A 22,124-nucleotide genomic window follows, 5' to 3' on the forward strand; every position below is an offset into this window, starting at 1 on the left:
CGCCCGATGGTGGGCCGCCGTGCAGCGGCCCATCGCGGGTGATCAGACAACGCCTGGGTCACTCGGCCCGATCCGTCATACACAACCGCTCATTGCGGAGCCCCCATGGATAACACAACCCTCGACTCCCGCTCGCCAGCGGCAGGCGAAGCCGTCGCCACGCGGCGCAAGCGTCTGGCGCCCGGCTGGTTCCTGGTCAGCCCCTCGGTGGTTCTGCTGCTGATCTGGATGATCGTGCCCCTGGGCATGACCATCTACTTCTCGCTGATCCGCTACAACCTGCTGTACCCCGGCGAGAACGACTTCGTCGGCCTGGAAAACTTCGAATATTTCGTCACCGATGCCGCCTTCCTGTCCGGTGCCGGCAACACCCTGCTGCTGGTCGGCAGCGTACTGTTGATCAGCGTGGTGTTCGGCGTGCTGATCTCCGCGCTGCTGGAGGCCAGCGAGTTCTTTGGTCGCGGCATCGTGCGGGTGCTGCTGATCTCGCCGTTCTTCATCATGCCCACGGTCAGCGCGCTGCTGTGGAAGAATCTGATCTTCCATCCGGTCTCGGGGATTCTCGCCGCCGTATGGCAGTTCTTCGGCGCCCAGCCGGTGGACTGGCTGGCGCACCACCCGCTGTTCTCGATCATCCTTATCGTGTCGTGGCAGTGGCTGCCGTTCGCCATCCTGATCCTGATGACCGCCATGCAGTCGCTGGATCAGGAGCAGAAGGAGGCCGCGCGCCTCGACGGTGCCGGCCCGCTGGCGATCTTCTGGCACCTGACCCTGCCGCACCTGGCACGGCCGATCGCCGTGGTGGTGATGATCGAAACCATCTTCCTGCTCTCGGTATTCGCCGAGATCTACACCACCACCAGCGGCGGCCCGGGTTACGAGTCGACCAACCTGGCCTACCTGATCTACACCCAGGCGCTGCTGCAGTTCGACGTGGGCATGGCCTCCGCCGGCGGGCTGATCGCCGTGGTCATCGCCAATATCGCCGCCATCGTGCTGATCCGCATGATCGGCAAGAACCTGACCGACCGGCAGTAGGAGCAGAGCATGCTGACGCTAAAACAATCCCGTCGCCTGCAGAGCGTGCTGGTCGGCACGCTGGCCTGGGCCGTGGCCGCGCTGATCTTCTTCCCGATCTTCTGGATGGTGCTGACCAGCCTGAAGACCGAGCTGGATGCCTTCGCCACGCCACCGCAGTTCATCTTCACCCCGACCCTGGAGAACTACCTGCACATCAACGAGCGCAGCGATTACTTCGCCTATGCCTGGAACTCGGTGCTGATCTCCTTCTCGGCGACCCTGCTGTGCATGCTCATCGCGGTGCCGGCGGCCTACTCGATGGCGTTCTTCGAGACCAAGCGCACCAAGGGCACGCTGCTGTGGATGCTGTCCACCAAGATGCTGCCGCCGGTGGGCGTGCTGGTGCCGATTTATCTCTTGGCCAAGCAGTTCGGCCTGCTCGATTCGCGCATTGCGCTGATCGTCATCTACACCCTGATCAACCTGCCGATCGTGGTGTGGATGGTGTACACCTACTTCAAGGACATCCCCGGCGAGATCCTCGAAGCAGCGCGCCTCGATGGCGCCACCACCTGGCAGGAAATCGTTCGCGTGCTGCTGCCCATCGCCCGCGGTGGCCTGGCCTCGACCATGCTGCTGTCGCTGATCCTGTGCTGGAACGAGGCGTTCTGGTCGCTCAACCTGACCAGCTCCGCCGCCGCGCCGCTGACCGCGCTGGTGGCCTCCTACTCCAGTCCCGAAGGCCTGTTCTGGGCCAAGCTTTCCGCCGTTTCGACCCTCGCCTGCGCGCCCATCCTGATCTTCGGCTGGATCAGCCAGAAGCAGCTGGTGCGTGGTCTGTCGTTCGGCGCTGTGAAATAACAAGAAGGATCAAGAGCCATGGCTGATTTGAAAATCCGCAACCTGAAAAAAGGCTTCGACGGCACGGCGATCATCAAGGGCATCGACCTGGATATCGAGAACCGTGAGTTCGTGGTGTTCGTCGGCCCGTCCGGCTGTGGCAAGTCCACGCTGCTGCGCCTGATCGCCGGGCTGGAGGAGGTCTCCAGCGGCACCATCACCCTCGATGGCGTCGACATCACCGACACCGCGCCGGCCAAGCGCGACCTGGCGATGGTCTTCCAGACCTACGCCCTGTACCCGCACATGACGGTGCGCAAGAACCTGTCCTTCGCCCTGGACCTGGCCCGGGTCGGCAAGGGGGAGGTCGAGGAGAAGGTCGCCAATGCCGCGCGCATCCTCGAACTGGGCGCGCTGCTGGAGCGCAAGCCCAAGCAGCTCTCCGGCGGCCAGCGCCAGCGCGTCGCTATCGGCCGCGCCATCGTGCGCAACCCGAAGATCTTCCTGTTCGACGAGCCGCTGTCCAACCTCGATGCCGCCCTGCGTGTGCAGACCCGCCTGGAACTGGCTCGCCTGCACAAGGAGCTCAAGGCGACGATGATCTACGTGACCCACGACCAGGTCGAGGCCATGACCCTGGCCGACAAGGTGGTGGTGCTCAATGGTGGTCGCGTCGAGCAGGTCGGCTCGCCGCTGGAACTCTACAACCACCCGGTCAACCTGTTCGTCGCCGGCTTTCTCGGCACGCCGAAGATGGGCTTCCTGCGCGGCCAGGTGGAGGGCGTCGACGGCGGCCGCTGTCAGCTGCGCCTGAGCTGCGGCGCCGCGCTGGACCTGCCGCTGGCCGGCACCGGCCTGCGCAACGGCGACCCGGTCACCCTGGGCATCCGCCCCGAACACCTCAACGTGGTGCCGGCCGGGCAGGGCCGTTTGCAGGCCACCGCCGATGTCAGCGAGCGCCTGGGCAGCGACACCTTCTGCCACGTGCGCGTCGGCGAGGAAGACCTCACCGTGCGGGTGCGCGGCGACTTCTCGCCGGCCTACGGCGAAGCCCTGGCGCTGGATTTCGACCCGGCCCACTGCCACGTCTTCAACGCCGATGGCCTGGCCATCGACAAACGCATCCAGGCCGGCCAGGCCGCCTGACGCGCAGGAATCGCCCCATGAAACTGAATCGCAAGAATCTCGCTGCACTGGCCCCGGAAGTCGAAGTACCGGTTTATGACCCCTCGACCGTGCGTCAGGGCGTCGCCCATATCGGCGTCGGCGGCTTCCACCGCGCCCACCAGGCGATCTACACCGAAGCGCTGCTCAACCGCGGTGAAGCCCGCGAGTGGGGCATCTGCGGCGTCGGCCTGCGCCGCGAAGACCGCGCCATGCAGCAGGCGCTGGCCGAGCAGGATCACCTCTACACCATGTTCGTGCTGGGCGACGAGCCGGGCCTGGAAGTGCGGGTGGTCGGCGCCATCAACGGCATGCTGCTGGCCGAGGATTCACCGGCTGCGCTGATCGACAAGCTGGCCGACCCGGCGGTCCGCATCGTTTCGCTGACCATTACCGAAGGTGGTTACTGCATCGACGACAGCACCGGCGAGTTCATGGCCCACCTGCCGGACATCCAGCACGACCTGGCGCACCCGCAAGCGCCGCGCAGCGCGTTCGGCTTCCTCTGTGCGGCCCTGGCCAAGCGCCGCGCCGCCGGCACCCCGGCGTTCACCCTGATGTCCTGCGATAACCTGCCACACAACGGCGCGGTGACCCGCAAGGCGCTGCTGGCCTTCGCCCACCTGGCCGACCACGAGCTGGCGACCTGGATCGACGGCCACGTGAGCTTCCCCAATGCCATGGTCGACCGCATCACGCCGATGACCAGCGATGCCCACCGCGCCCAGCTGGCCGAGCGCCATGGCATCGAAGATGCCTGGCCGGTGGTCTGCGAGCCCTTCCTGCAGTGGGTGCTGGAAGACAAGTTCGTCAACGGCCGGCCTGCCTGGGAAAAGGTCGGCGTGCAGTTCACCGACGACGTCACCCCCTACGAGGAGATGAAGATCAAGCTGCTCAACGGCAGCCACCTGGCGCTGACCTATCTGGGTTTTCTCAAGGGCTACCGCTACGTTCACGAGGCCATGAACGACCCGTTGTTCCGCCGCTACGTGCGCACCTTCATGGACCTGGACGTGACCCCGCAGCTGGCGCCGGTGCCGGGCATCGACCTGGACCTTTACAAGGACACCCTGATCGAACGCTTCTCCAACCAGGCCATCGCCGACCAGCTCGAGCGCGTCTGCTCGGACGGCTCGTCGAAGTTTCCCAAGTTCATCGTGCCGACCCTCAACCGCCTGATCGAGGACGGTCGCCCGCTGGAGCGCGCGGCCTTGGTGGTCGCAGCCTGGGCGCTGTACCTCAAGGGCGTCGACGAAACCGGCACCACGTACCGCATACCCGACCCGCGCGCCGCGTTCTGCCAGGCGCTGGTGGCCGATGACGACAAGGTGCGCGAGCGGGTGCTGGGCGTCGAGGTGATCTTCGGCACCGCCATCCCGCAGTCGGCGGCCTTCGTCACTGCCTTCGAGCTGTGCTACGACAGCCTGCGCAAGCTGGGCGTGACGCGCACCCTGCAGACCCTGCTGGGTGACTGAGCCATGTACCTCGGCATCGATTGCGGCACCCAGGGCACCAAGGCGCTGATTCTGGACATCCACAGCGGCAAGGTGCTCGGTGAGGGTAGCGCGGCGCACCGGTTGATCAGCGGCCCCAACGGCCGTCGCGAGCAGGATCCGGCCGACTGGCTGCTGGCCTTCGAGCAGGCCACCGCCCAGGCCCTGCAGCAGGCCGGGGTGGCGGGCAGCGAGATACTCGGTATCGGCGTGTCCGGCCAGCAGCACGGCCTGGTGCTGCTCGATGCCAGGGGCGGGGTGCTGCGCCCGGCCAAGCTGTGGTGCGACACCGAGTCGACCGCGGAGAACGCCCACCTGCTGGATTTTCTCGGTGGCGACAGCGGCTCCCTGGAGCGCCTGGGCGTGGCCATCGCGCCGGGCTACACGGTGTCGAAACTGCTGTGGACCCGTGACCATCATCCCGAGGTGTTCGCCCGTATTGCCCATATCCTGCTGCCCCATGACTACCTCAACTACTGGCTGACCGGGCGCGCCTGCGCCGAGTACGGCGATGCCTCCGGCACCGGCTATTTCAACGTGCGCACGCGCGCCTGGGACACCGAACTGCTGGAACTGATCGACCCGCAGGGCGCCCTGGTGCGGGCCCTGCCGGAGCTGATCGAGTCCGACCGTTGCGTCGGTTCGATTCGCCCGGAAATCGCCGAGCGCCTGGGCCTGAACCCCTGGGCGTTGGTTGCCAGCGGCGGTGGCGACAACATGATGGGCGCCATCGGCACCGGCAACATCGCCCCAGGCGCCATCACCATGAGCCTCGGCACCTCGGGCACGGTGTACGCCCATGCCGAACAGCCGCTGGTCAGCCCGCACCCGCAGGTGGCGACCTTCTGCTCGTCATCCGGCGGCTGGCTGCCGCTGATCTGCACCATGAACCTGACCAACGCCAGCGGCGCGATCCGCGACCTGCTGGGCCTGGATGTCGAGACCTTCGGTGCCCTGGTCGGCGAGGCGCCCATCGGCGCCGGGGGCGTGCTGATGCTGCCGTTCCTCAACGGCGAGCGGGTGCCGGCGCTGCCCCTGGCCACCGCCAGCCTGCATGGCCTGACGGCGGACAACCTGACCCGCGCCAACCTCTGCCGCGCGGTGGTGGAAGGCACCACCTTCGGCCTGCGCTACGGCCTCGACCTGCTGCGCGACAGCGGCATCCGCAGCGACAGCATCCGCCTGATCGGTGGCGGCGCGAAAAGCGCGACCTGGCGACAGATCGTCGCCGACATCATGGGCGCGCCGGTGACCTGCCCGCAGCACACCGAGGCGGCGGCGCTCGGCGCGGCGATTCAGGCGGCCTGGTGCGTGAGCCGACAGCACGGCGAGGCGTCGAGCCTGCAAAGCCTCTGCGAGCGCTGCGTGAGTCTCGATGGCAGTCGCAGCGCCGAGCCCGACGAGCTGCGCATCCGCGCCTACGAAGGCGTTTACCAGCGCTACCGCGAGCAGGTGCGCGCGCTGCAATAATCCACGCCGGTGGCGCTGCCGCCGGCCCTTTCCCTGGGCGAATACGCCTGTTCCGTGACGCGGAGATCCCATGTACCTGGTATGCGGCGAAGCCCTGTTCGATTTCTTCTGCAACCCCGGCGAGCGCAGCAGCGAGCTGAATTTCAAGGCCCTGGCCGGCGGCTCGCCGTTCAACGTGGCGGTCGGCCTGCGCCGCCTCGGCGTCGACTCGGCGCTGCTGGGCGGTATCTCCAGCGACTACCTTGGCCAGCGTTTGCGCCAGGTGCTGGCAGAGGAGGGCGTCAGCGATCGCTACCTGGTTGCCAGCGACGCGCCGACCACCATGGCCATGGTCGCCCTGGATGCCCAGGGCTCGCCGCAGTACATGTTCCGCGGCGAAGGCTGCGCCGATCGCCAGCTGCTGGCCGGGCACCTGCCGGCGCTCGACGAGACGGTCAGCGGCCTGCACGTCGGTTCCTATTCGCTGGTGGTGGCGCCGGTTGGCGACACCCTGCTGGCGCTGGTCGAGCGCGAGAGCGAGCGGCGGCTGATCAGCCTGGACCCCAACGTGCGCCTCAATCCGGCACCCGATATCGAGCGCTGGCGGCAGCGAATTGAATCTTTTGCCGCCCACGCGCATCTGATCAAGGTCAGCGAGGAGGACCTGGAGTTGCTGTATCCCGGTGTCCCCCCGTCGACGAGCATCGAGCGCTGGCTGGCCGGGCGCTGCCAGGTGGTGTTCCTGACCCGCGGCAGCGCCGGCGCAAGCGTGTTCAGCCGGCAGCATGGGCACTGGTCGGTGCCGGCCCGCCAGGTGGTCACCCGTGACACCGTGGGCGCCGGCGATACCTTCCAGGCGGCGATCATCGCCTACCTGGTGCAGCACGGGCTGGACAGCCCGGCTGGCCTGGCGGCATTGTCGCGTGAGGCGCTCGTTGCGATGCTCGATTTCGCCGTGCAGGCGGCGGCGCTGACCTGTTCACGGGTTGGCCCGCAGTTGCCGTATCGCCATGAGTTGGAGTGTTGACAGGCCGTTGAGGGACATGAGGCGCAGTAGGCAATTTTCAATGCAGTATTGCCAACGCCTGGCGCTCGACGGCATGTATTTGAATTCGCGAGGTCAGCCTGGCTGGCCCGAACCAAGGAGTCTTCATGCCGTATCTTTCTTCATCGCTGGATGTCACCCAACTGCCGAGCTGGCAGGCCCTGGTCGCCCACCGCGAGCGCCTCGCCAGCTTCAGCATGCGCCAGGCCTTCGCCGCTGATCCCAAGCGTTTCGAGACCTTCAGCCTGAGCGGCTGCGGGCTGTTCCTGGATTACTCGAAGAACCTGATCAACACCGAGACCCGCGAGCTGCTGGTCAACCTGGCCCGCGAAGTCGGCCTGGAGAAGGCCATCCGCGCGCTGTTCGACGGTGAACTGCTGAACAACACCGAGAAACGCCCGGCCCTGCACACCGCCCTGCGCCGCCCGCTGGGCGACAAGGTGGAAGTCGATGGCGTGGACGTCATCCCCGAGGTGCAGCGCGTGCTGCAGCAGATGACCGAGCTGGTCGGGCGCATCCACAACGGCCTGTGGCGTGGCTATACCGAGAAGCCGATCACCGACGTGGTGAACATCGGCATCGGCGGCTCCTTCCTCGGCCCGCAACTGGTCTCCGAGGCGCTGCTGCCGTTCGCCCAGCGCGGTGTGCGCTGCCATTACCTGGCCAATATCGATGGCAGCGAGTTCCACGAACTGGCCGCCAAGCTGCGCGCCGAGACCACTCTGTTCATCGTCTCGTCGAAATCCTTCGGCACCCTGGAAACTCTCAAGAACGCCCAGGCCGCACGGGGCTGGTACCTGGCCCAGGGCGGTTCGGAGTCCGAGCTGTATCGCCACTTCATCGCCGTGTCGAGCAACCGCGAGGCAGCCGTGAGCTTTGGCATCCGCGAGGAAAACATCTTCCCGATGTGGGATTGGGTCGGCGGCCGTTATTCGCTGTGGTCGGCCATCGGCTTGCCGATCGCCCTGTCGATCGGCATGTCCAACTTCAAGGAGCTGCTGTCCGGTGCCTACCGCATGGACGAGCACTTCAAGACCGCGCCGTTCGAGGAGAACATGCCGGTGCTGCTGGCCCTGCTGGGCGTGTGGTACGGCAACTTCTGGAACGCCCAGAGCCACGCCATCCTGCCCTACGACCACTACCTGCGTAACATCACCAAGCACCTGCAGCAGCTGGACATGGAGTCCAACGGCAAGAGCGTGCGCGGCGACGGCCAGCCGGTCAGCGTGGCTACCGGCCCGGTGATCTGGGGCGGTGTGGGCTGCAACGGCCAGCACGCCTATCACCAGTTGCTGCACCAGGGCACCCAGCTGATTCCGGCGGACTTCATCGTGCCGGTGAGCAGCTACAACCCGGTGGCCGACCACCATCAGTGGCTGTACGCCAATTGCCTGTCCCAGAGCCAGGCACTGATGCTCGGCAAGTCCCGCGAAGAGGCGGAAGCCGAACTGCGTGCCAAGGGCATGGGCGAGGACGACGTGCAGCGCCTGGCGCCGCACAAGGTGATCCCCGGCAACCGGCCGAGCAACACCCTGGTGATGGAGCGCGTCAGCCCCCGTCGCCTGGGTGCGCTGATCGCCATGTACGAGCACAAGGTGTTCGTGCAAAGCGTCATCTGGGGCAACAACGCCTTCGACCAGTGGGGCGTGGAACTCGGCAAGGAGCTGGGCAAGGGCGTGTACTCGCGCATGGTCGGCAGTGATGAGCCAGCGGCCGAGGATGGCTCCACCCAGGGCCTGATCGACTTCTTCCGCGGTCGCCATCGCGGCTGATCGCGGCAACGCGGCTCGCGTTGAAACGGCAACAGACCCTAGATAGCTCGCACCGGCGTGTGCGGGCTATCGTTCCTCCCTTCGGTACCTATCATCTCGTGTCTGACTCCTGATGGACGGCACGGCGCTGTAACACGTGAGACATCTGCGCGTTTTTAGATGGGGCGTCATCGAGCCCAATCTAGAGCAGTTGCTTGCTGCATGGCCGAAGCTGGCTGGCGTGGCATGCGGTTACAAATGCGCTTCCGACAGCAACCGCATCTCTTGCGATTAAGGTTGGTTTAAGCCTTTATGGTTAAGTTCGTCTTCGATGTGACTGAATGGTCACGAAGCAAACTGCCACTAGATGGCAAGTCAATATCACGACCGAAAACCAGGAGGCACCATGAGCGAGCGCATTCGTTCCATCCGATCCGCCACACCCACCGCAGCCGGCAAGCAGAGCGCAGACGAGGCCCTGCAAACCCTGCTTGATGGCTTCCAGCGTTTTCGCAACGATGTCTTCCCCGAGCAGCGCGAGCTGTTCAGCAAGCTGGCCCGCCAGCAGAGCCCCCAGGCCATGTTCATCACCTGCGCGGATTCGCGCATCGTCCCCGAGCTGATCACCCAGAGCGACCCCGGCTCGCTGTTCGTGACCCGTAACGTCGGCAACGTGGTGCCGCCCTATGGCCAGATGAACGGCGGCGTTTCCACCGCCATCGAATACGCGGTGATGGGCCTGGGCGTGCAACACATCATCATCTGCGGCCATTCCGACTGCGGCGCCATGAAGGCGGTGCTCAACCCGCAGAGCATCGAACGCATGCCGACGGTCAAGGCCTGGCTGCGCCACGCCGAGGTCGCCAAGACCGTTACCCAGCAGAGCTGCGGCTGCGCCGAGCACCAGGAACTCGGCGTGTTGACCGAAGAGAACGTGGTCGCCCAGCTCGATCACCTACGCACCCATCCCTCCGTCGCCGCACGCCTGGCCAGCGGCCAACTGTTCATTCATGGCTGGGTCTACGACATCGAGAACTGCACCATCAAGGCGTACGACGCCGAGCGTGGCGAGTTCCTGCCCCTCGATGGCGAAACCACCCCCAGTGCCAGCCCACGAGCCCGTTACCTGGCCTCGTAAACACTTATGACAGGACGTCACCCGGTGGCCATGAATCGACCCGCGGATTAACCGCCCACAATCGACAGCCGTTTTCGGGCTTGTTGCCTGGCCCCTGGCAACAAGCCTCTTGGGTTCTGACTGCCTTACACCTGCTGACGGAGAGCTGCGGCTTTCCATCATGACCTTACGTGCGCCGGATCTGCAGGAGACCGCACCATGACCCTCGCTTCATTCAAATCCGCTCTGCCCCGCGATGCCCTGGCATCCATCGTGGTCTTTCTCGTCGCCCTGCCGCTGTGCATGGGCATTGCCATCGCCTCCGGCATGCCGCCGGCCAAGGGCCTGATCACCGGCATCATCGGTGGTCTGGTGGTCGGCTGGCTGGCCGGCTCGCCCCTGCAGGTCAGCGGCCCGGCGGCCGGCCTGGCCGTGTTGGTGTTCGAACTGGTGCGCACCCACGGCATCGCCATGCTCGGGCCGATCCTGCTGCTCGCCGGCCTGCTGCAGCTGGTTGCCGGGCGCCTGCGCCTGGGTTGCTGGTTTCGCGTCACCGCACCGGCGGTGGTGTACGGCATGCTCGCCGGTATCGGCATTCTCATCGTGCTTTCGCAGTTCCACGTGATGTTCGACGTCAAGCCCCAGGCCTCCGGCCTGGACAATCTGCTGGCATTCCCCGCCACCCTGCGTCAGGCCATCCCCGGCCTCGGCGGCGGCAGTGCCCTGGCGGCGGCGTTGCTGGGTTTCGGCACCATCAGCTGCATGTTCCTGTGGGACAAGCTGCGCCCCCAGAGCCTGCGCTTTCTGCCTGGCGCGCTGATCGGCGTGACGCTGATGACCGGCATCAGCCTGTGGCTGGGCCTGGGTGTGGCGCGGGTCGAGGTGCCGGCAAACCTGAGCGATGCCATCGACTGGATACAGCCGGCCGACCTGTTCAACCTGGCCAACCCGCAGATCATCCTGGCCGCGGTGGTGGTGGCCTTTATCGCCAGCGCGGAAACCCTGTTGTCGGCCGCGGCGGTGGATCGCATGCACAACGGCCCGCGTTCCAACCTGGACCGTGAGCTGTCCGCCCAGGGCATCGGCAACATGCTTTGCGGCGTACTAGGCGCGCTGCCGATGACCGGGGTGATAGTGCGCAGCTCGGCCAACGTCCAGGCCGGCGCCCGCACCCGCCTGTCGACCATCTTCCACGGTGCCTGGCTGCTGGCCTTCGTCATGCTGCTGCCGACAGTGCTGCAGAGCATTCCGGTCGCCTGCCTGGGCGGCGTACTGGTCTACACCGGCTTCAAGCTGGTCGACATCAAGGCCATTCGCAGTTTGGGCCGCTATGGCCGCGCCCCGGTATTCATCTATGCGGCCACCGCCCTGGGCATCGTCGCCGTCGACCTGCTGACCGGCGTGCTGATCGGTTTCGCTCTGACCCTGGTCAAGCTGGCCGGCAAGGCCTCGCGCCTGAAGGTCAGCCTCAGCGAGATCGGCCCCGGCGAAGCGGAGCTGCGCCTGACCGGCTCGGCCACCTTCCTCAAGGTGCCCCACCTGGCCAGCGTGCTGGAGGGCATTGCGCCGACCACCCGCCTGCACGTGCCCCTCGACAACCTCAGCTACGTCGACCATGCCTGCATGGAACTGCTCGACGACTGGGGCCGCGCCGCCGAGCAGCAGGGTGGAGCGCTGTTGATCGAACGCCACGGCCTGACCCGCCGCCTCGAGGGCCGTGCGCTGAGCATGCGCCGCGCAGCGGCCTGAGGCAGGCCTGCGGCGGCTGTCGGCGTGACAGCCCGCCGCAGGCGTTAACGGCCCACCTGACGCTGCGTATCTGGTACCTTTTCCCGCTGCGCATCGCCAGATGGCCGATTCCTGTGCCGCCCAGGCGCACCTCTCCCGCCAGGTCGGGGAATCGGGTCATACGGGGCGATACCCTTCACCCTGACCAGCGTGGCCGCCATGACTCGCAAGCACCTCATCGTATTCGTCCTTATCGCCGCCGTGGCCCTGGTGCTCGGCCTGATCGTCAACCAGGCCCTGCGCGGCAAGTCCAACGACGCCGCGGCGCTGCTCGACGCCGGCATCGTCATGCTGCCCCAGCAGCGCCAGGTTCCCGCCCTGGATTTCCTCGACCAGGACGGCCAGACCTTTTCCACCGGCCAGCTCAAGAATCAATGGAGCCTGCTGTTCTTCGGCTATACCTTCTGCCCGGACATCTGCCCGGCGACCCTGGCGCAGCTGCGCCAACTGCGTACGCAGATCCCGGAAGACGCGTGGAACAACCTGCGCATCGTGCTGGTGAGCGTCGACCCGGCCCGTGACACGCCGGAGCAGATGAAGAAGTACCTGGGTTACTTCAATGCCGGCTTCATGGGCCTGAGCGGCGAGCCGGACACCATCCAGAAACTCTCCAGCGCGGTGAGCATTCCCTATATTCCGGCCGATACCAGCAAGGAAAACTACACCGTCGACCACAGCGGCAACCTCGCCGTCATCGGCCCGGACGGCACCCAGCGCGGCTTCATCCGTGCGCCCATCGATATCGACAAGCTGGCTGCGCAGCTGCCGGGGCTGGTCGGCAGCGAATAAGCAATGGGGCCATCGGGTCCCATTTCCAGGAACGTCTCTAGCGCTCTGGTCGATTTGCTCCTTGGGTATCGTATCGCTTGGCGCCCGGCTACCTATTCGGGATGTGGCTTATGCTATGGGCTCGAGCAAGCGAGGGCCTGACGATGAACAAGGATATCGGCGAGATCAACGGTGCCTGCCACTGCGGCGGGGTGCGCTTTCACGTGACGCTCAGCGAGGGCCTGCACAGCGCACGGCGCTGCAACTGCTCTTATTGCCGGATGCGCGGTGCCGTGGCGGTTTCGGCCGAGCTGGCCGACTTTCGTATTCTGCAGGGTGCAGAGCTGCTGACGACCTATCGCTTCAATACCAGAAGCGCCGAGCACTTCTTCTGCTCGCGCTGTGGCATCTACACCCATCATCAACGCCGCTCCAATCCCCGGCAGTACGGCGTCAACGTGGCCTGCCTGGAGGGCATCAGCCCGTTCGACTTCGACGAAGTGCCGGTCAGCGATGGCATCGCCCATCCCAAGGACGACCCCAGCGGCGCCGGGTCGCGGCAGGCCGGGATGCTGCGCTTTATTCCCGCCGACTGAGAACCTGTCCACGATCTGCTACGCGTCGGCCCTACTGCGTTAAAAACAGGCTCGGAATGCTCATTTACAGCTCGTAAACTCCGCTTCCTCGCCTGTTTTCGCCTTGTATGGCTCTAGCTCGCGAGATCGTGAACAGGCTCTGAGAAACCAGGGCTGCAGAAATGAAAATGCCGCGTGGCCCGGAGGCGACGCGGCATTGGTTGCAGCGGTTGCGTAGCGGCGATCAGAACGCCGGAAGCACCGCGCCCTGGTATTTTTCCAGGATGAAGGCTTTCACCTCATCGCTGTGCAGGGCCTTGACCAGCTTCTGCACGGCCGGGCTGTCCTGGTTATCTTCGCGGGTCACCAGGATGTTCACGTACGGCGAGTCGCTGCCTTCAATGGCCAGGGCGTCCTCGGTCGGGTTCAGCTTGGCTTCCAGGGCGTAGTTGGTGTTGATCAGTGCCAGGTCCACCTGGGTCAGCACGCGCGGCAGGGTCGCCGCTTCCAGTTCACGCACCTTGATGCCCTTCGGGTTCTCGGCGATGTCCTTCGGGGTGGAGAGGATGTTGCTCGGATCCTTCAGGGTGATCACGCCAGCCTTCTGCAGCAGCAGCAGGGCGCGGCCGCCGTTGGTGGCGTCGTTGGGGATTACCACGTTGGCGCCTTGCGGCAGCTCTTTGAGGTCCTTGATCTTGCTGGAGTAGGCGCCGAACGGCTCGACGTGCACGCCACCGACGCTGACCAGGCTGGTGCCACGGCTCTTGTTGAACTCGTCCAGGTACGGCTGGTGCTGGAAGAAGTTGGCGTCCAGGCGCTTCTCGGCGACCTGTACGTTGGGCTGCACGTAGTCGGTGAAGACCTTGACGTCCAGTTCCACGCCTTCCTTGGCCAGGGCCGGTTTGACGAAATTCAGGATCTCGGCGTGCGGCACGGCGGAGGCGGCGACGCGCAGGGCTTCGGCCTGGGCGGCGCTGGAGAAGGCTGCGACGACAGCCAGGGCAGTGAGCAGTTTTTTCATCGTTGACTCCTTGAAGTGAGATGGCGTGGCGGCACGCTGCCGCTGGCCCTTCCAGCTGTTTTATTTACGGGAAAAATGCACCACCAGGCGGTCGCCGATGGTTTGCAAGATCTGTACGAGCACCACCAGCAGGGCGACGGTCACGAACATCACGTCCGGCTGGTAACGCTGGTAGCCGTAACGCACCGCCAGGTCGCCCAGGCCGCCGCCGCCGATCAGGCCGCTCATCGCGGTGTAGGACACCAGGGTGATGGCGGTCACGGTGATGGCCGCGAGGATGCCCGGCAGGGCTTCGGGCAGCAGGGCGTTGAAGATGATCTGCCGGGTGCTGGCGCCCATCGCCTGGGTCGCCTCGATGATGCCGCGATCGACCTCGCGCAGGGCGGTTTCCACCAGGCGCGCGAAGAACGGCGTGGCGCCGACCACCAGTGGCGGAATGGCCCCGGCGACGCCCAGGGAGGTGCCGGTGATCACCACCGTGACCGGGATCAGCAGGATCAGCAGGATCACGAACGGTACCGAACGCAGCACGTTCACCACCAGGGAGATCACCGCGTACAGGCCCTTCTGTTCGAACATCTGCCGTGGGCCGGTAAGGAACAGCAGCACGCCCAGGGGCAGGCCGAACAGCACGGTGAACAGCATCGAGCCGCCGAGCATGTTCAGGGTATCGAGACTGGCCTGCCAGATTTCCAGCCAGTCGACGTTGGGAAGCAAGGTTTCCATCAGCGCAGGACCTCCAGGTGCACGTCAGCCGCTTCGAAGCGGGCCAGGGCGGCGTCGATGTCGCCGCCGGTCAGCGCCAGGGTCAGCTGGCCGTAGGGCGTGTCCTTGATACGGTCGATACGCCCGGCAAGGATGCTGTAGTCGATGCCGGTTTCCCGGGCCACCTGGCCGAGAACCGGCGAATAGGTGGACTCGCCGATGAAGGTCAGGCGCAGGATGCGCCCCTGCACGTGGGCGAAGTCATCGCGCTGGTCGTTCTCGTCGACATGCTCGGCTTCCTGCACAAAACGCCTGGTGGTGGCGTGCTGCGGGTGCAGGAATACCTCGGCCACCGGGCCCTGTTCGACGATCACCCCGGCATCCATGACCGCCACGCGGTCGCAGACCCGGCGGATCACGTCCATCTCATGGGTGATCAGCACGATGGTCAGGCCCAGCTCGCGGTTGATCTCGGCCAGCAGTTGCAGCACCGAGGCGGTGGTCTGCGGGTCGAGGGCGCTGGTGGCTTCGTCGCAGAGCAGAATCTTCGGCCGGGTGGCCAGGGCGCGGGCGATGCCGACGCGCTGCTTCTGGCCGCCGGAGAGCTGCGCCGGGTACTTGCTGGCGTGCTCCTTGAGGCCGACGCGCTCGAGCAGCGCGGCAACGCGCTGGTCGATTTCCCGGGCCGGCACGCCGGCCAGCTTCAGCGGCATGCCGACGTTGGCGGCCACGGTCTTGGAGGACAGCAGGTTGAAGTGCTGGAAGATCATGCCCACCTGCTGGCGGAACTTGCGCAGGCCGTCGGCGCCCAGGGCGGTGACGTCCACGCCGTCGATGTCGATGCGCCCGCCGGAGGGCTCCTCGAGGCGGTTGATCAGGCGCAGCAGGGTGCTCTTGCCGGCACCGGAATGACCGATGATGCCGAACACTTCGCCGCGTTCGATATGCAGGTCGCAGGGTTGCAGGGCGGGGATATCGCGGCCACTGACGCGGTACGCCTTGTGAACCTGATGAAAGTCGATCACGCGTTAAACCTTTTGGGTTCTTCGTTGTGCCGGGTAGGCATAAGCATAAAGGGGGGCCAGTTTACCCGGCGCTGCTTAGGCCTCAAAAATCTTTGTAGGCCTATGTTTATATCTAAAAAGCTGGTTTTCAGCCTGGCTCGGGGGCTTTATTGGCCCCGGGCACGCAAGACCATATGCGGCACCTGAACCGGTTTGACGGCATGACTGAGCGCAAGTTTGAACCTTGGGTCGAGCTTCATCACTCGCGCTTCGAGCAGGGCCGTCACGCGGCGCAGGTCCTCGGCGCTGCGCACCTGGATATGCACGCTGCGGTCGAAGGCCACCACATCCGCGGCCACGGCATCCAGGCGCTCGAACAGCGCCGCCTCGTCACGGCTGTCGAGCATCGCCAGGCTGATTTCGCTGCGCTTGGCTGCAGGGTCGATCAGTTGTGCCGGCATTGGCGCCGGCGCGCCGACGGCCGCACGGCTGGCGGCGGCTTGGGCTTCGGTGGCCTGGCGCAGCAGGCGCAGTTGCTCCTGGCGCGCTGCCTGGGCCTGCTCACCAGCCTGGCGGGCCTGCTCGACGGCGCTCAGCTCGGCTTGGCGGGCCTTGCCGATGGCGCCATCCAGGCCGGTGGTCAGGGCTGGCGCCTTGGGCATCAGGGTGCGCGCGTGGGCCAGGGATTTGGCGGCCTGATCCAGGTCGCCGGCTTCCAGGGCCTTCTGGCCTGCCTGCAGGTAGGCTTCGGAGAGCTGGCGCTGGGCCTGCAGCAGGACAGCGGGCTCGCCGTCCGCCTGCAGAACCTGAAGCTGGGCTTCAGCCTCGGCCAGCTGGCCGGCGGCCAGGTGCGCGTCGAACAGCTCCTGGGCGGCCGGCGCCACTGCGACGACAGCTGGCGCTGGCTCGGCTGCCTGCTGGCTCTGGCAGCCAACGATCAGCAGGGCCAACGCGGCCAGGGCAGCGCAGCGTAAAGGGAACGATGTCATGACTGCGGGTCTCGGTTTGTGCAAAAAATACGCAATTCTACACGGCGGTCGGCGGGCCACCAAATGTGCCATCACGGTGGGTGGTTCAGGCCCTGCGGCGCGGCAGCAGAAAGCTCAGCAGGAACAGGCTGGCCGCGGCAACGACTATCGACGGGCCGGCCGGCGTGTCCTTGAACCAGGACAGGCTCAGGCCGCAACACACCGCCACGATGCCCAGCAGGCTGGCGCCAAAGGCCATCTGCTCGGGCGTGCGGGCATGGCGCTGGGCAGCGGCCGCGGGGATGATCAGCAGCGAGGTGATCAGCAGCACGCCGACGATCTTCATGGCCACGGCGATGACAATGGCGATCAGCAGCATCAGGCCCAGGCGGATCGCCGCCACCGGCAGGCCTTCGACCCGGGCCAGCTCCTCGTGCACGGTGATCGCCAGCAGCGGGCGCCACATCAGCACCAGCAGCACCAGCACCAGGGCGCTGCCGGCGAGGATCCAGGCGAGATCCGTGGGGCTCACCGCCAGCAGGTCGCCGAACAGGTAGCCCATCAGGTCGATGCGCACATCGCGCATGAAACTCAGCACCACCAGGCCCAGGGACAGGGTGCTGTGGGCGAGGATGCCGAGCAGGGTGTCGCTGGCCAGGGGCTGGCGGGTCTGCAGGGTGACCAGCAGGACTGCCAGCAGCACGCAGCCGACGGTCACCGCGAAGGTCGGGTTGACGTCCAGCATCAGGCCCAGCGCCACGCCCAGCAGGGCGGCGTGGGACAGGGTGTCGCCGAAGTAGGCCATGCGCCGCCACACCACGAAGGACCCAAGGGGGCCGGCGACCAGGGCCAGGGCAAGGCCGGCGAGCAGGGCGTTGAGCAGAAAATCAGCCATGCTTGCAGCCGTCTCCATGTACATGAGGACGAACCGGACCATGGATGGTCAGGCCCGGTTTGTCGCTGACCACGCTGCCATGCAGGTCGTGTTCGTGGTCATGGTGGTGGTGATAGACGGCCAGGCTCTGGGCGTCGCGGCCGAACAGCTCGACGAAGGCCGGGTCGAAGCTGACCTGCTCCGGATGGCCCGAGCAGCATACGTGGCGGTTCAGGCAGACCACCTGGTCGGTGGTACTCATTACCAGGTGCAGGTCGTGGGACACCATCAGCACGCCGCAGCCATGGCGGTCGCGCAGGCGGGTGATCAGCCGGTACAGCTCGGCCTGGCCGGCCACGTCGACGCCTTGCACCGGCTCGTCGAGCACCAGCAGCTGGGGCTCGCGCAGCAGCGCCCGGGCCAGCAGCACACGCTGCAGCTCGCCGCCGGAAATGCCCTGCAGCGGGCTGTCGAGCACCTGGCTGGCGCCCACTTCGGCCAGGGCGGCCTGGGCGCGGGGGCGATCCACGCCCGGCACCAGGCGCAGGAAGCGCAGCACGCTGAGCGGCAGGGTCGGGTCGACATGCAGCTTCTGCGGCATATAGCCGATGCGCAGCTTCGGCTTGCGCCATACGCGGCCGCTGTCCGGGGTGAGCAGGCCGAGCACGGCGCGCACCAGAGTGGTCTTGCCGGCGCCATTGGGGCCGATCAGGGTAACGATCTCGCCGGGCAGGATGGTCAGCTCGACCTTGTCGAGCACGGTCTGCCCGGTGAACCCGACGGTCACGCCATCGAGGCGTATCAGCGCGTCGCTCATTGCTTGCCTTGGCAGCCTGCGCACAGGCCGACGACTTCCACGGTCTGGCTTTCCACCGCGAAGCCGACGCCCCTGGCGCCGCGCACGATGGCGTCACTGATGGTGGTCTGCTCCAGTTCGACGGCGGCATTGCAGCTGCGGCAGATCAGGAACTGGCTCTGGTGTGCATGGGCCGGGTGGCTGCAGCCGACGAAGGCGTTGAGCGAGGCGATGCGATGCACCAGGCCGTTTTCCAGCAGGAAGTCCAGGGCGCGGTAGACCGTGGGCGGCGCGGCACGGCGGCCATCTTCCTCGCTGAGCACGCCGAGAATGTCGTAGGCGCCCAGCGGCTTGTGGCTGGCCCAGACCAACTCCAGCACGCGCTTGCGCAAGGCGGTCAGGCGCAGACCCTGGCGTACGCAGATGGTCTCGGCCTCGGCCAGCGCCTGGCTGACGCAATGGGAGTGATCATGGGGGCGCGATGCCAGTGGCGGCACGACGCTGGCGGGTTTGTACATGGCGTGGGCCTCGAAACGTAGGACGTTATTCTATTACGCATTGACCGCCCGGCGCCACGCATCGGCCCGCCTGCCCGTCAGTGCGCTTCGACGGGAGGTAGAAAGAGATGTTATTGTATTACTTCCATTCGCTCGTGATCGATCTTCCCGCCTATGTTGCCGCGCCTGCTTTCCCCGTTTTCGTTGCTGTTCGCCTTCCTGCTGTTCGCTGCAGGCGCCGCCCAGGCCGAGGTGCGTGTGCTGACCAGCATCAAGCCCCTGCAACTGATCGCCGCCGCGGTGCAGGACGGCGTGGGCGAGCCGCAGGTGCTGTTGCCGCCGGGTGCGTCGCCGCACCATTACGCGCTGCGCCCCTCCGACATGCGGCGGGTGCAGGAGGTGGACCTGCTGTACTGGATCGGCCCGGACATGGAGAGCTTCATGCCCCGTGTGCTGGCGACCCGCGAGAAGCCCAGCGTGGCCGTGCAGAGCCTGCCGGACATGACGCTGCGGCACTTCGGCGAGGAGCATGTTCACGACCACGACCACGACCACGGGGCTGGGCAGGCTCAGGCAGCGCCTGACGAGCACGACCATGACCATCGCCCCGGCAGCCTGGACGCTCACCTGTGGCTGTCGTCGGCCAATGCCCGGGTGATCGCCGCGCGCATGGCGGCGGATCTCGCCAAGGCCGACCCGGCCAACGCGGCGCGTTACCAGGCCAACCTGGCATCCTTCGGCAAGCGCCTGGATGCCCTGGAGCCGCGCCTGCAGGCCCAGCTGGCGCCGCTGACGGACAAGCCGTACTTCGTGTTCCACGAAGCCTTCGATTATTTCGAAGCCGCGTACGGCCTCAAACATGTCGGCGTGTTCAGCGTCGCCAGCGAAGTGCAGCCGGGCGCCCGTCATGTGGCGGCCATGCGCGAGCGCTTGCAGGAAGTCGGCCCGAGTTGCGTATTCAGCGAGCCGCCGCTGCGCCCGCGCCTGGCCGAAACGCTGACCGCCGGGCTGCCGGCGACGCTGGCCGAACTGGACGCCATGGGCACCACCGCGCCCGTCGATGCCGAGGGTTACCAGACCATGCTGCAGACCCTGGCCGATGGCTTCAGCGCCTGCCTCGGCAAGCTCTAGAGGGTCCCTTGCCGGTTGCGCCGGCGCCACAGGTAGATCGCCAAGCCGGCCGCGGCCAGCACGGCGAGCGCTACGGCGCCGCTGCCCAGGTCATGATCGAGCAGCGATTCGCCGAGTACCACGAAGGCTACGGCGTAGATCCCGGTGATCAGCCCCGAGACCCCGAAGTAGATCCAGAAGGGTACGCCGGCCATACCCAGCAGGTAGTGCTTGATGAAGATCGGCACGCCCGGGGCCAGCTTGACCAGCAGCGCGAAACGCAGCGCGCCCTGATCCTTTTCGAAATCCGGAATGTCGTAGCGCGTGCGCGCCAGCAGCCGGGCGAGCCAGGGGCGCAGGCCACTGCGGGCGATCCAGTAGCAGAGCACCAGGTTGGTGGACAGGGCGACGGCGCTGCCGGCAAGGCCCACGTAGGTGCCGAAGGTCGCCCCGGCGACGATAAAGAATGGCGTGATCGGCACGCCCAGGGCAGGCAGCAGCGCCATGGCCAGAAAGAAGGGCACCACCCCGGCCTCTTCGCGCCAGGCGATGAAGGCCTGGTAATCCCAGGCATTCCAGATCAGCACGGCGAGCACCAGCAAGGTGACCGCGCCCAGTGCACGTCGTGCCCAGGTGGCGGGCGTCGAGCGCCGAGTGTGCTTGGACGAGGGTGATGGCATGGCGGCCCTTGTCGTGCAACTGACCCGACCTCTGGACGAGCCGATGATGACGGCCTCTCGCAGGCGCGATGCACGCCCCTGCGAGAGGCGATTGAGAGTCGCAGCATAGGGGCAAGGGTTCGAAGGGGACAAGGGTGACGCCGAGCAAGGCGCCACCATTTCGTCACATCCTGCGTCTACAGCGCGAACGGCAGGGCCAGGCTGACCTGCTGGCGTGCCGCCAGGCGGCGCTGGAACTCACCGGGGTCGTGGATCAGTACGTCCTGGCCGGCAAAGGCCTCGGCAGCGATCAGCCGTGACAGCCAGAAACGCACGCAGGCGATACGCAGCATGGCTGGCCAGCTCTCGGCTTCCGCGGCGGTAAACGGGCGCAAGGCGCCATAGGCGCCCAGCAGCGCGCGGGCGCGCCCTTCATCCAGGCGGCCCTGTTCGTCCGAGCACCAGTCGTTCACGGTGATCGCCAGGTCATAGAGCATCGGCCCCGAGCAGGCGTTGTAGAAGTCGATCACCCCGCTCAGGTGGGTGCCTTCGAACATGCAGTTGTCGCGAAACAGGTCGGCATGCAGATTGGCGCGCGGCAGCTTGCGCACCTGATCCTGCCGGGCAGCGATTTCGGCCAGGGCGTCATTGAGCAGCGTCGTCGCGTCCGGCGCCTGATGGGTGGCCAGCACCTTGCCCTCACGCAGCATCCACTCCAGGCCACGGTCGCTCTTGCGCTGCAGCGGGTGGTCGCGGGTCGCCAGGTGAATGCGCGCCAGCAGCTCGCCCACCTCGTGGCAATGCTGGGCATTGACGTCGCGCACGTGCTTGCCGCTCAGGCGCGGTTGCAGCAGCGCCGGCTTGCCGGCCAGGGTGCGCAGTGCTTCGTCGTTGTCGGTACGCAGCGCGTAGGGCACCGGCAGCCCGGCGTCATGGAGAATGTCGAGCAGCTCGATAAAGAACGGCAGATCCTCGCTGGGCCCGCGCTCGACCAGCGTCAGCACGAACTCGCCCTGTTCCAGGCTGACGAAGAAATTGCTGTTCTCGCTACCGGCCTCGATGCCCTGGAAGTCGAGCAGGCGGCCGAGCCCGTAGGGCGCGAGAAAGGTTTCCAGTTGCGGACGTTGCAGCGGGGTGAACACCGACATGAATTGACTGCCTTACCAGCTGAAGATTTCCCAGGCCGGAATCAACATATCCGGCGAATCGGAACGCACGAAATTGCCGTCGCTGCCGTCGGCCCGTACCAGGAAATAGGGTTTGCCACCCTTGGGGGTGACCTTGATGGCGTAGAGGAAGCCGTTGACCCGGTATTCCTCCACGGTGCGGTCGCCGTCCTGGCGAATGGTTACGTCGGGCTCCGCAGACGGCGCATCGCTGGCCTGCGCGGCGAACGGCACGGCTGCCAGCACGGCAAGCAGGATCAGGCGATTGAATGGTCCCATGGTAACCTTGTCCCTTTGATATCAACGGTGCTTGT

General features: G+C 66.2%; 22 protein-coding genes. 12 read left to right on the plus strand and 10 right to left on the minus strand.

Going from position 1 to position 22,124, the window contains the following annotated elements; translation table 11 throughout:
* Positions 1-105: 105 nt before the first annotated feature.
* The 11 genes from SA190iCDA_RS03300 to SA190iCDA_RS03350 all read left to right on the plus strand — a co-directional run bounded on the left by SA190iCDA_RS03300 (position 106) and on the right by SA190iCDA_RS03350 (position 13,031).
* On the plus strand, positions 106-1,038 hold the full coding sequence (locus SA190iCDA_RS03300; protein ID WP_013793411.1) for a carbohydrate ABC transporter permease: 933 nt from the start codon (positions 106-108) through the stop codon (positions 1,036-1,038).
* 9 nt (positions 1,039-1,047) lie between these two features.
* Positions 1,048-1,881 carry a carbohydrate ABC transporter permease gene (locus SA190iCDA_RS03305; protein WP_027908524.1) on the plus strand — a complete coding sequence of 278 codons (834 nt, stop codon included), beginning with the start codon at positions 1,048-1,050 and terminating at the stop codon, positions 1,879-1,881.
* An 18-nt stretch (positions 1,882-1,899) separates the two neighbouring features.
* Positions 1,900-3,006, plus strand: a complete 1,107-nt coding sequence (locus SA190iCDA_RS03310; protein ID WP_070884978.1) for an ABC transporter ATP-binding protein — start codon at positions 1,900-1,902, stop codon at positions 3,004-3,006.
* Positions 3,007-3,023: 17 nt separating this feature from the next.
* The gene (locus SA190iCDA_RS03315) at positions 3,024-4,499 is read left to right on the plus strand and encodes a mannitol dehydrogenase family protein (RefSeq protein WP_070884979.1); all 1,476 of its coding nucleotides are present in this window, start codon (positions 3,024-3,026) and stop codon (positions 4,497-4,499) included.
* Positions 4,500-4,502: 3 nt separating this feature from the next.
* Positions 4,503-5,987, plus strand: a complete 1,485-nt coding sequence (gene xylB / locus SA190iCDA_RS03320) for a xylulokinase (protein ID WP_070884980.1) — start codon at positions 4,503-4,505, stop codon at positions 5,985-5,987.
* A 70-nt stretch (positions 5,988-6,057) separates the two neighbouring features.
* Positions 6,058-6,993, plus strand: a complete 936-nt coding sequence (locus SA190iCDA_RS03325; RefSeq protein ID WP_070884981.1) for a carbohydrate kinase family protein — start codon at positions 6,058-6,060, stop codon at positions 6,991-6,993.
* Between the two features lie 125 nt (positions 6,994-7,118).
* Positions 7,119-8,783: a glucose-6-phosphate isomerase gene (pgi, locus tag SA190iCDA_RS03330; protein ID WP_070884982.1), complete on the plus strand. Its 1,665-nt coding sequence runs from the start codon at positions 7,119-7,121 to the stop codon at positions 8,781-8,783.
* A gap of 385 nt (positions 8,784-9,168) precedes the next feature.
* Positions 9,169-9,900, plus strand: a complete 732-nt coding sequence (locus SA190iCDA_RS03335; RefSeq protein WP_070884983.1) for a carbonic anhydrase — start codon at positions 9,169-9,171, stop codon at positions 9,898-9,900.
* A 198-nt stretch (positions 9,901-10,098) separates the two neighbouring features.
* The gene (locus SA190iCDA_RS03340; RefSeq protein WP_070884984.1) at positions 10,099-11,628 is read left to right on the plus strand and encodes a SulP family inorganic anion transporter; all 1,530 of its coding nucleotides are present in this window, start codon (positions 10,099-10,101) and stop codon (positions 11,626-11,628) included.
* A 198-nt stretch (positions 11,629-11,826) separates the two neighbouring features.
* Positions 11,827-12,456, plus strand: coding sequence for an SCO family protein (locus SA190iCDA_RS03345; RefSeq protein ID WP_070884985.1), 630 nt, complete (start codon positions 11,827-11,829; stop codon positions 12,454-12,456).
* Positions 12,457-12,599: 143 nt separating this feature from the next.
* Complete coding sequence (locus SA190iCDA_RS03350) at positions 12,600-13,031, plus strand: GFA family protein (protein ID WP_070884986.1); 432 nt, start codon at positions 12,600-12,602, stop codon at positions 13,029-13,031.
* A 223-nt stretch (positions 13,032-13,254) separates the two neighbouring features.
* On the opposite strand, the gene SA190iCDA_RS03355 is transcribed toward SA190iCDA_RS03350, so the two are convergent.
* The 7 genes from SA190iCDA_RS03355 to SA190iCDA_RS03385 form a co-directional block, all read right to left on the minus strand.
* Positions 13,255-14,031 carry a MetQ/NlpA family ABC transporter substrate-binding protein gene (locus SA190iCDA_RS03355; protein ID WP_070884987.1) on the minus strand — a complete coding sequence of 259 codons (777 nt, stop codon included), beginning with the start codon at positions 14,029-14,031 and terminating at the stop codon, positions 13,255-13,257.
* A gap of 60 nt (positions 14,032-14,091) precedes the next feature.
* Positions 14,092-14,757 carry a methionine ABC transporter permease gene (locus SA190iCDA_RS03360; RefSeq protein WP_139159454.1) on the minus strand — a complete coding sequence of 222 codons (666 nt, stop codon included), beginning with the start codon at positions 14,755-14,757 and terminating at the stop codon, positions 14,092-14,094.
* Entirely contained in the window at positions 14,757-15,761 is a 1,005-nt protein-coding gene (locus SA190iCDA_RS03365) for a methionine ABC transporter ATP-binding protein (protein ID WP_070884989.1), read from the minus strand. The genes SA190iCDA_RS03360 and SA190iCDA_RS03365 overlap by 1 nt, the downstream gene beginning before the upstream one ends.
* 146 nt (positions 15,762-15,907) lie before the next feature.
* Positions 15,908-16,729, minus strand: coding sequence for a hypothetical protein (locus SA190iCDA_RS03370; protein ID WP_070884990.1), 822 nt, complete (start codon positions 16,727-16,729; stop codon positions 15,908-15,910).
* 85 nt (positions 16,730-16,814) lie between these two features.
* Positions 16,815-17,603 carry a zinc ABC transporter permease subunit ZnuB gene (znuB, locus tag SA190iCDA_RS03375; protein ID WP_070884991.1) on the minus strand — a complete coding sequence of 263 codons (789 nt, stop codon included), beginning with the start codon at positions 17,601-17,603 and terminating at the stop codon, positions 16,815-16,817.
* Entirely contained in the window at positions 17,596-18,399 is an 804-nt protein-coding gene (gene znuC, locus SA190iCDA_RS03380; protein WP_070884992.1) for a zinc ABC transporter ATP-binding protein ZnuC, read from the minus strand. The genes znuB and znuC overlap by 8 nt, the downstream gene beginning before the upstream one ends.
* Positions 18,396-18,896, minus strand: coding sequence for a Fur family transcriptional regulator (locus tag SA190iCDA_RS03385; protein ID WP_170833924.1), 501 nt, complete (start codon positions 18,894-18,896; stop codon positions 18,396-18,398). The genes znuC and SA190iCDA_RS03385 overlap by 4 nt, the downstream gene beginning before the upstream one ends.
* A gap of 153 nt (positions 18,897-19,049) precedes the next feature.
* On the opposite strand from SA190iCDA_RS03385, the gene znuA reads away from it, so the two are divergent.
* A complete protein-coding gene (gene znuA / locus SA190iCDA_RS03390; RefSeq protein ID WP_070884993.1) occupies positions 19,050-20,006 on the plus strand; it encodes a zinc ABC transporter substrate-binding protein ZnuA in 957 nt (318 codons plus the stop codon).
* On the opposite strand, the gene SA190iCDA_RS03395 is transcribed toward znuA, so the two are convergent.
* The 3 genes from SA190iCDA_RS03395 to SA190iCDA_RS03405 all read right to left on the minus strand — a co-directional run bounded on the left by SA190iCDA_RS03395 (position 20,003) and on the right by SA190iCDA_RS03405 (position 22,089).
* Entirely contained in the window at positions 20,003-20,665 is a 663-nt protein-coding gene (locus SA190iCDA_RS03395; protein ID WP_170833925.1) for a TVP38/TMEM64 family protein, read from the minus strand. The genes znuA and SA190iCDA_RS03395 overlap by 4 nt on opposite strands.
* 176 nt (positions 20,666-20,841) lie before the next feature.
* A complete protein-coding gene (locus SA190iCDA_RS03400) occupies positions 20,842-21,792 on the minus strand; it encodes a homoserine kinase (RefSeq protein ID WP_070884995.1) in 951 nt (316 codons plus the stop codon).
* 12 nt (positions 21,793-21,804) lie between these two features.
* Complete coding sequence (locus SA190iCDA_RS03405) at positions 21,805-22,089, minus strand: DUF2782 domain-containing protein (RefSeq protein ID WP_013793388.1); 285 nt, start codon at positions 22,087-22,089, stop codon at positions 21,805-21,807.
* Positions 22,090-22,124: the final 35 nt, after the last annotated feature.

It is taken from the genome of Pseudomonas argentinensis (genome assembly GCF_001839655.2).
Classification (GTDB): Bacteria; Pseudomonadota; Gammaproteobacteria; order Pseudomonadales; family Pseudomonadaceae; genus Aquipseudomonas; species Aquipseudomonas argentinensis_B.

Bases quoted from the DNA above. Each gene is read 5' to 3' on its own strand.
- SA190iCDA_RS03370 (WP_070884990.1), bottom strand. From the start codon at position 16,729: ATGACATCGTTCCCTTTACGCTGCGCTGCCCTGGCCGCGTTGGCCCTG.
- SA190iCDA_RS03400 (WP_070884995.1), bottom strand. From the start codon at position 21,792: ATGTCGGTGTTCACCCCGCTGCAACGTCCGCAACTGGAAACCTTTCTC.
- znuB (WP_070884991.1), bottom strand. From the start codon at position 17,603: ATGGCTGATTTTCTGCTCAACGCCCTGCTCGCCGGCCTTGCCCTGGCC.
- SA190iCDA_RS03340 (WP_070884984.1), top strand. From the start codon at position 10,099: ATGACCCTCGCTTCATTCAAATCCGCTCTGCCCCGCGATGCCCTGGCA.
- SA190iCDA_RS03310 (WP_070884978.1), top strand. From the start codon at position 1,900: ATGGCTGATTTGAAAATCCGCAACCTGAAAAAAGGCTTCGACGGCACG.
- pgi (WP_070884982.1), top strand. From the start codon at position 7,119: ATGCCGTATCTTTCTTCATCGCTGGATGTCACCCAACTGCCGAGCTGG.
- SA190iCDA_RS03315 (WP_070884979.1), top strand. From the start codon at position 3,024: ATGAAACTGAATCGCAAGAATCTCGCTGCACTGGCCCCGGAAGTCGAA.
- SA190iCDA_RS03335 (WP_070884983.1), top strand. From the start codon at position 9,169: ATGAGCGAGCGCATTCGTTCCATCCGATCCGCCACACCCACCGCAGCC.
- SA190iCDA_RS03355 (WP_070884987.1), bottom strand. From the start codon at position 14,031: ATGAAAAAACTGCTCACTGCCCTGGCTGTCGTCGCAGCCTTCTCCAGC.
- znuA (WP_070884993.1), top strand. From the start codon at position 19,050: ATGTTGCCGCGCCTGCTTTCCCCGTTTTCGTTGCTGTTCGCCTTCCTG.
- SA190iCDA_RS03305 (WP_027908524.1), top strand. From the start codon at position 1,048: ATGCTGACGCTAAAACAATCCCGTCGCCTGCAGAGCGTGCTGGTCGGC.
- SA190iCDA_RS03325 (WP_070884981.1), top strand. From the start codon at position 6,058: ATGTACCTGGTATGCGGCGAAGCCCTGTTCGATTTCTTCTGCAACCCC.
- SA190iCDA_RS03350 (WP_070884986.1), top strand. From the start codon at position 12,600: ATGAACAAGGATATCGGCGAGATCAACGGTGCCTGCCACTGCGGCGGG.
- SA190iCDA_RS03395 (WP_170833925.1), bottom strand. From the start codon at position 20,665: ATGCCATCACCCTCGTCCAAGCACACTCGGCGCTCGACGCCCGCCACC.
- SA190iCDA_RS03300 (WP_013793411.1), top strand. From the start codon at position 106: ATGGATAACACAACCCTCGACTCCCGCTCGCCAGCGGCAGGCGAAGCC.
- SA190iCDA_RS03385 (WP_170833924.1), bottom strand. From the start codon at position 18,896: ATGTACAAACCCGCCAGCGTCGTGCCGCCACTGGCATCGCGCCCCCAT.
- SA190iCDA_RS03405 (WP_013793388.1), bottom strand. From the start codon at position 22,089: ATGGGACCATTCAATCGCCTGATCCTGCTTGCCGTGCTGGCAGCCGTG.
- SA190iCDA_RS03345 (WP_070884985.1), top strand. From the start codon at position 11,827: ATGACTCGCAAGCACCTCATCGTATTCGTCCTTATCGCCGCCGTGGCC.
- znuC (WP_070884992.1), bottom strand. From the start codon at position 18,399: ATGAGCGACGCGCTGATACGCCTCGATGGCGTGACCGTCGGGTTCACC.
- xylB (WP_070884980.1), top strand. From the start codon at position 4,503: ATGTACCTCGGCATCGATTGCGGCACCCAGGGCACCAAGGCGCTGATT.
- SA190iCDA_RS03360 (WP_139159454.1), bottom strand. From the start codon at position 14,757: ATGGAAACCTTGCTTCCCAACGTCGACTGGCTGGAAATCTGGCAGGCC.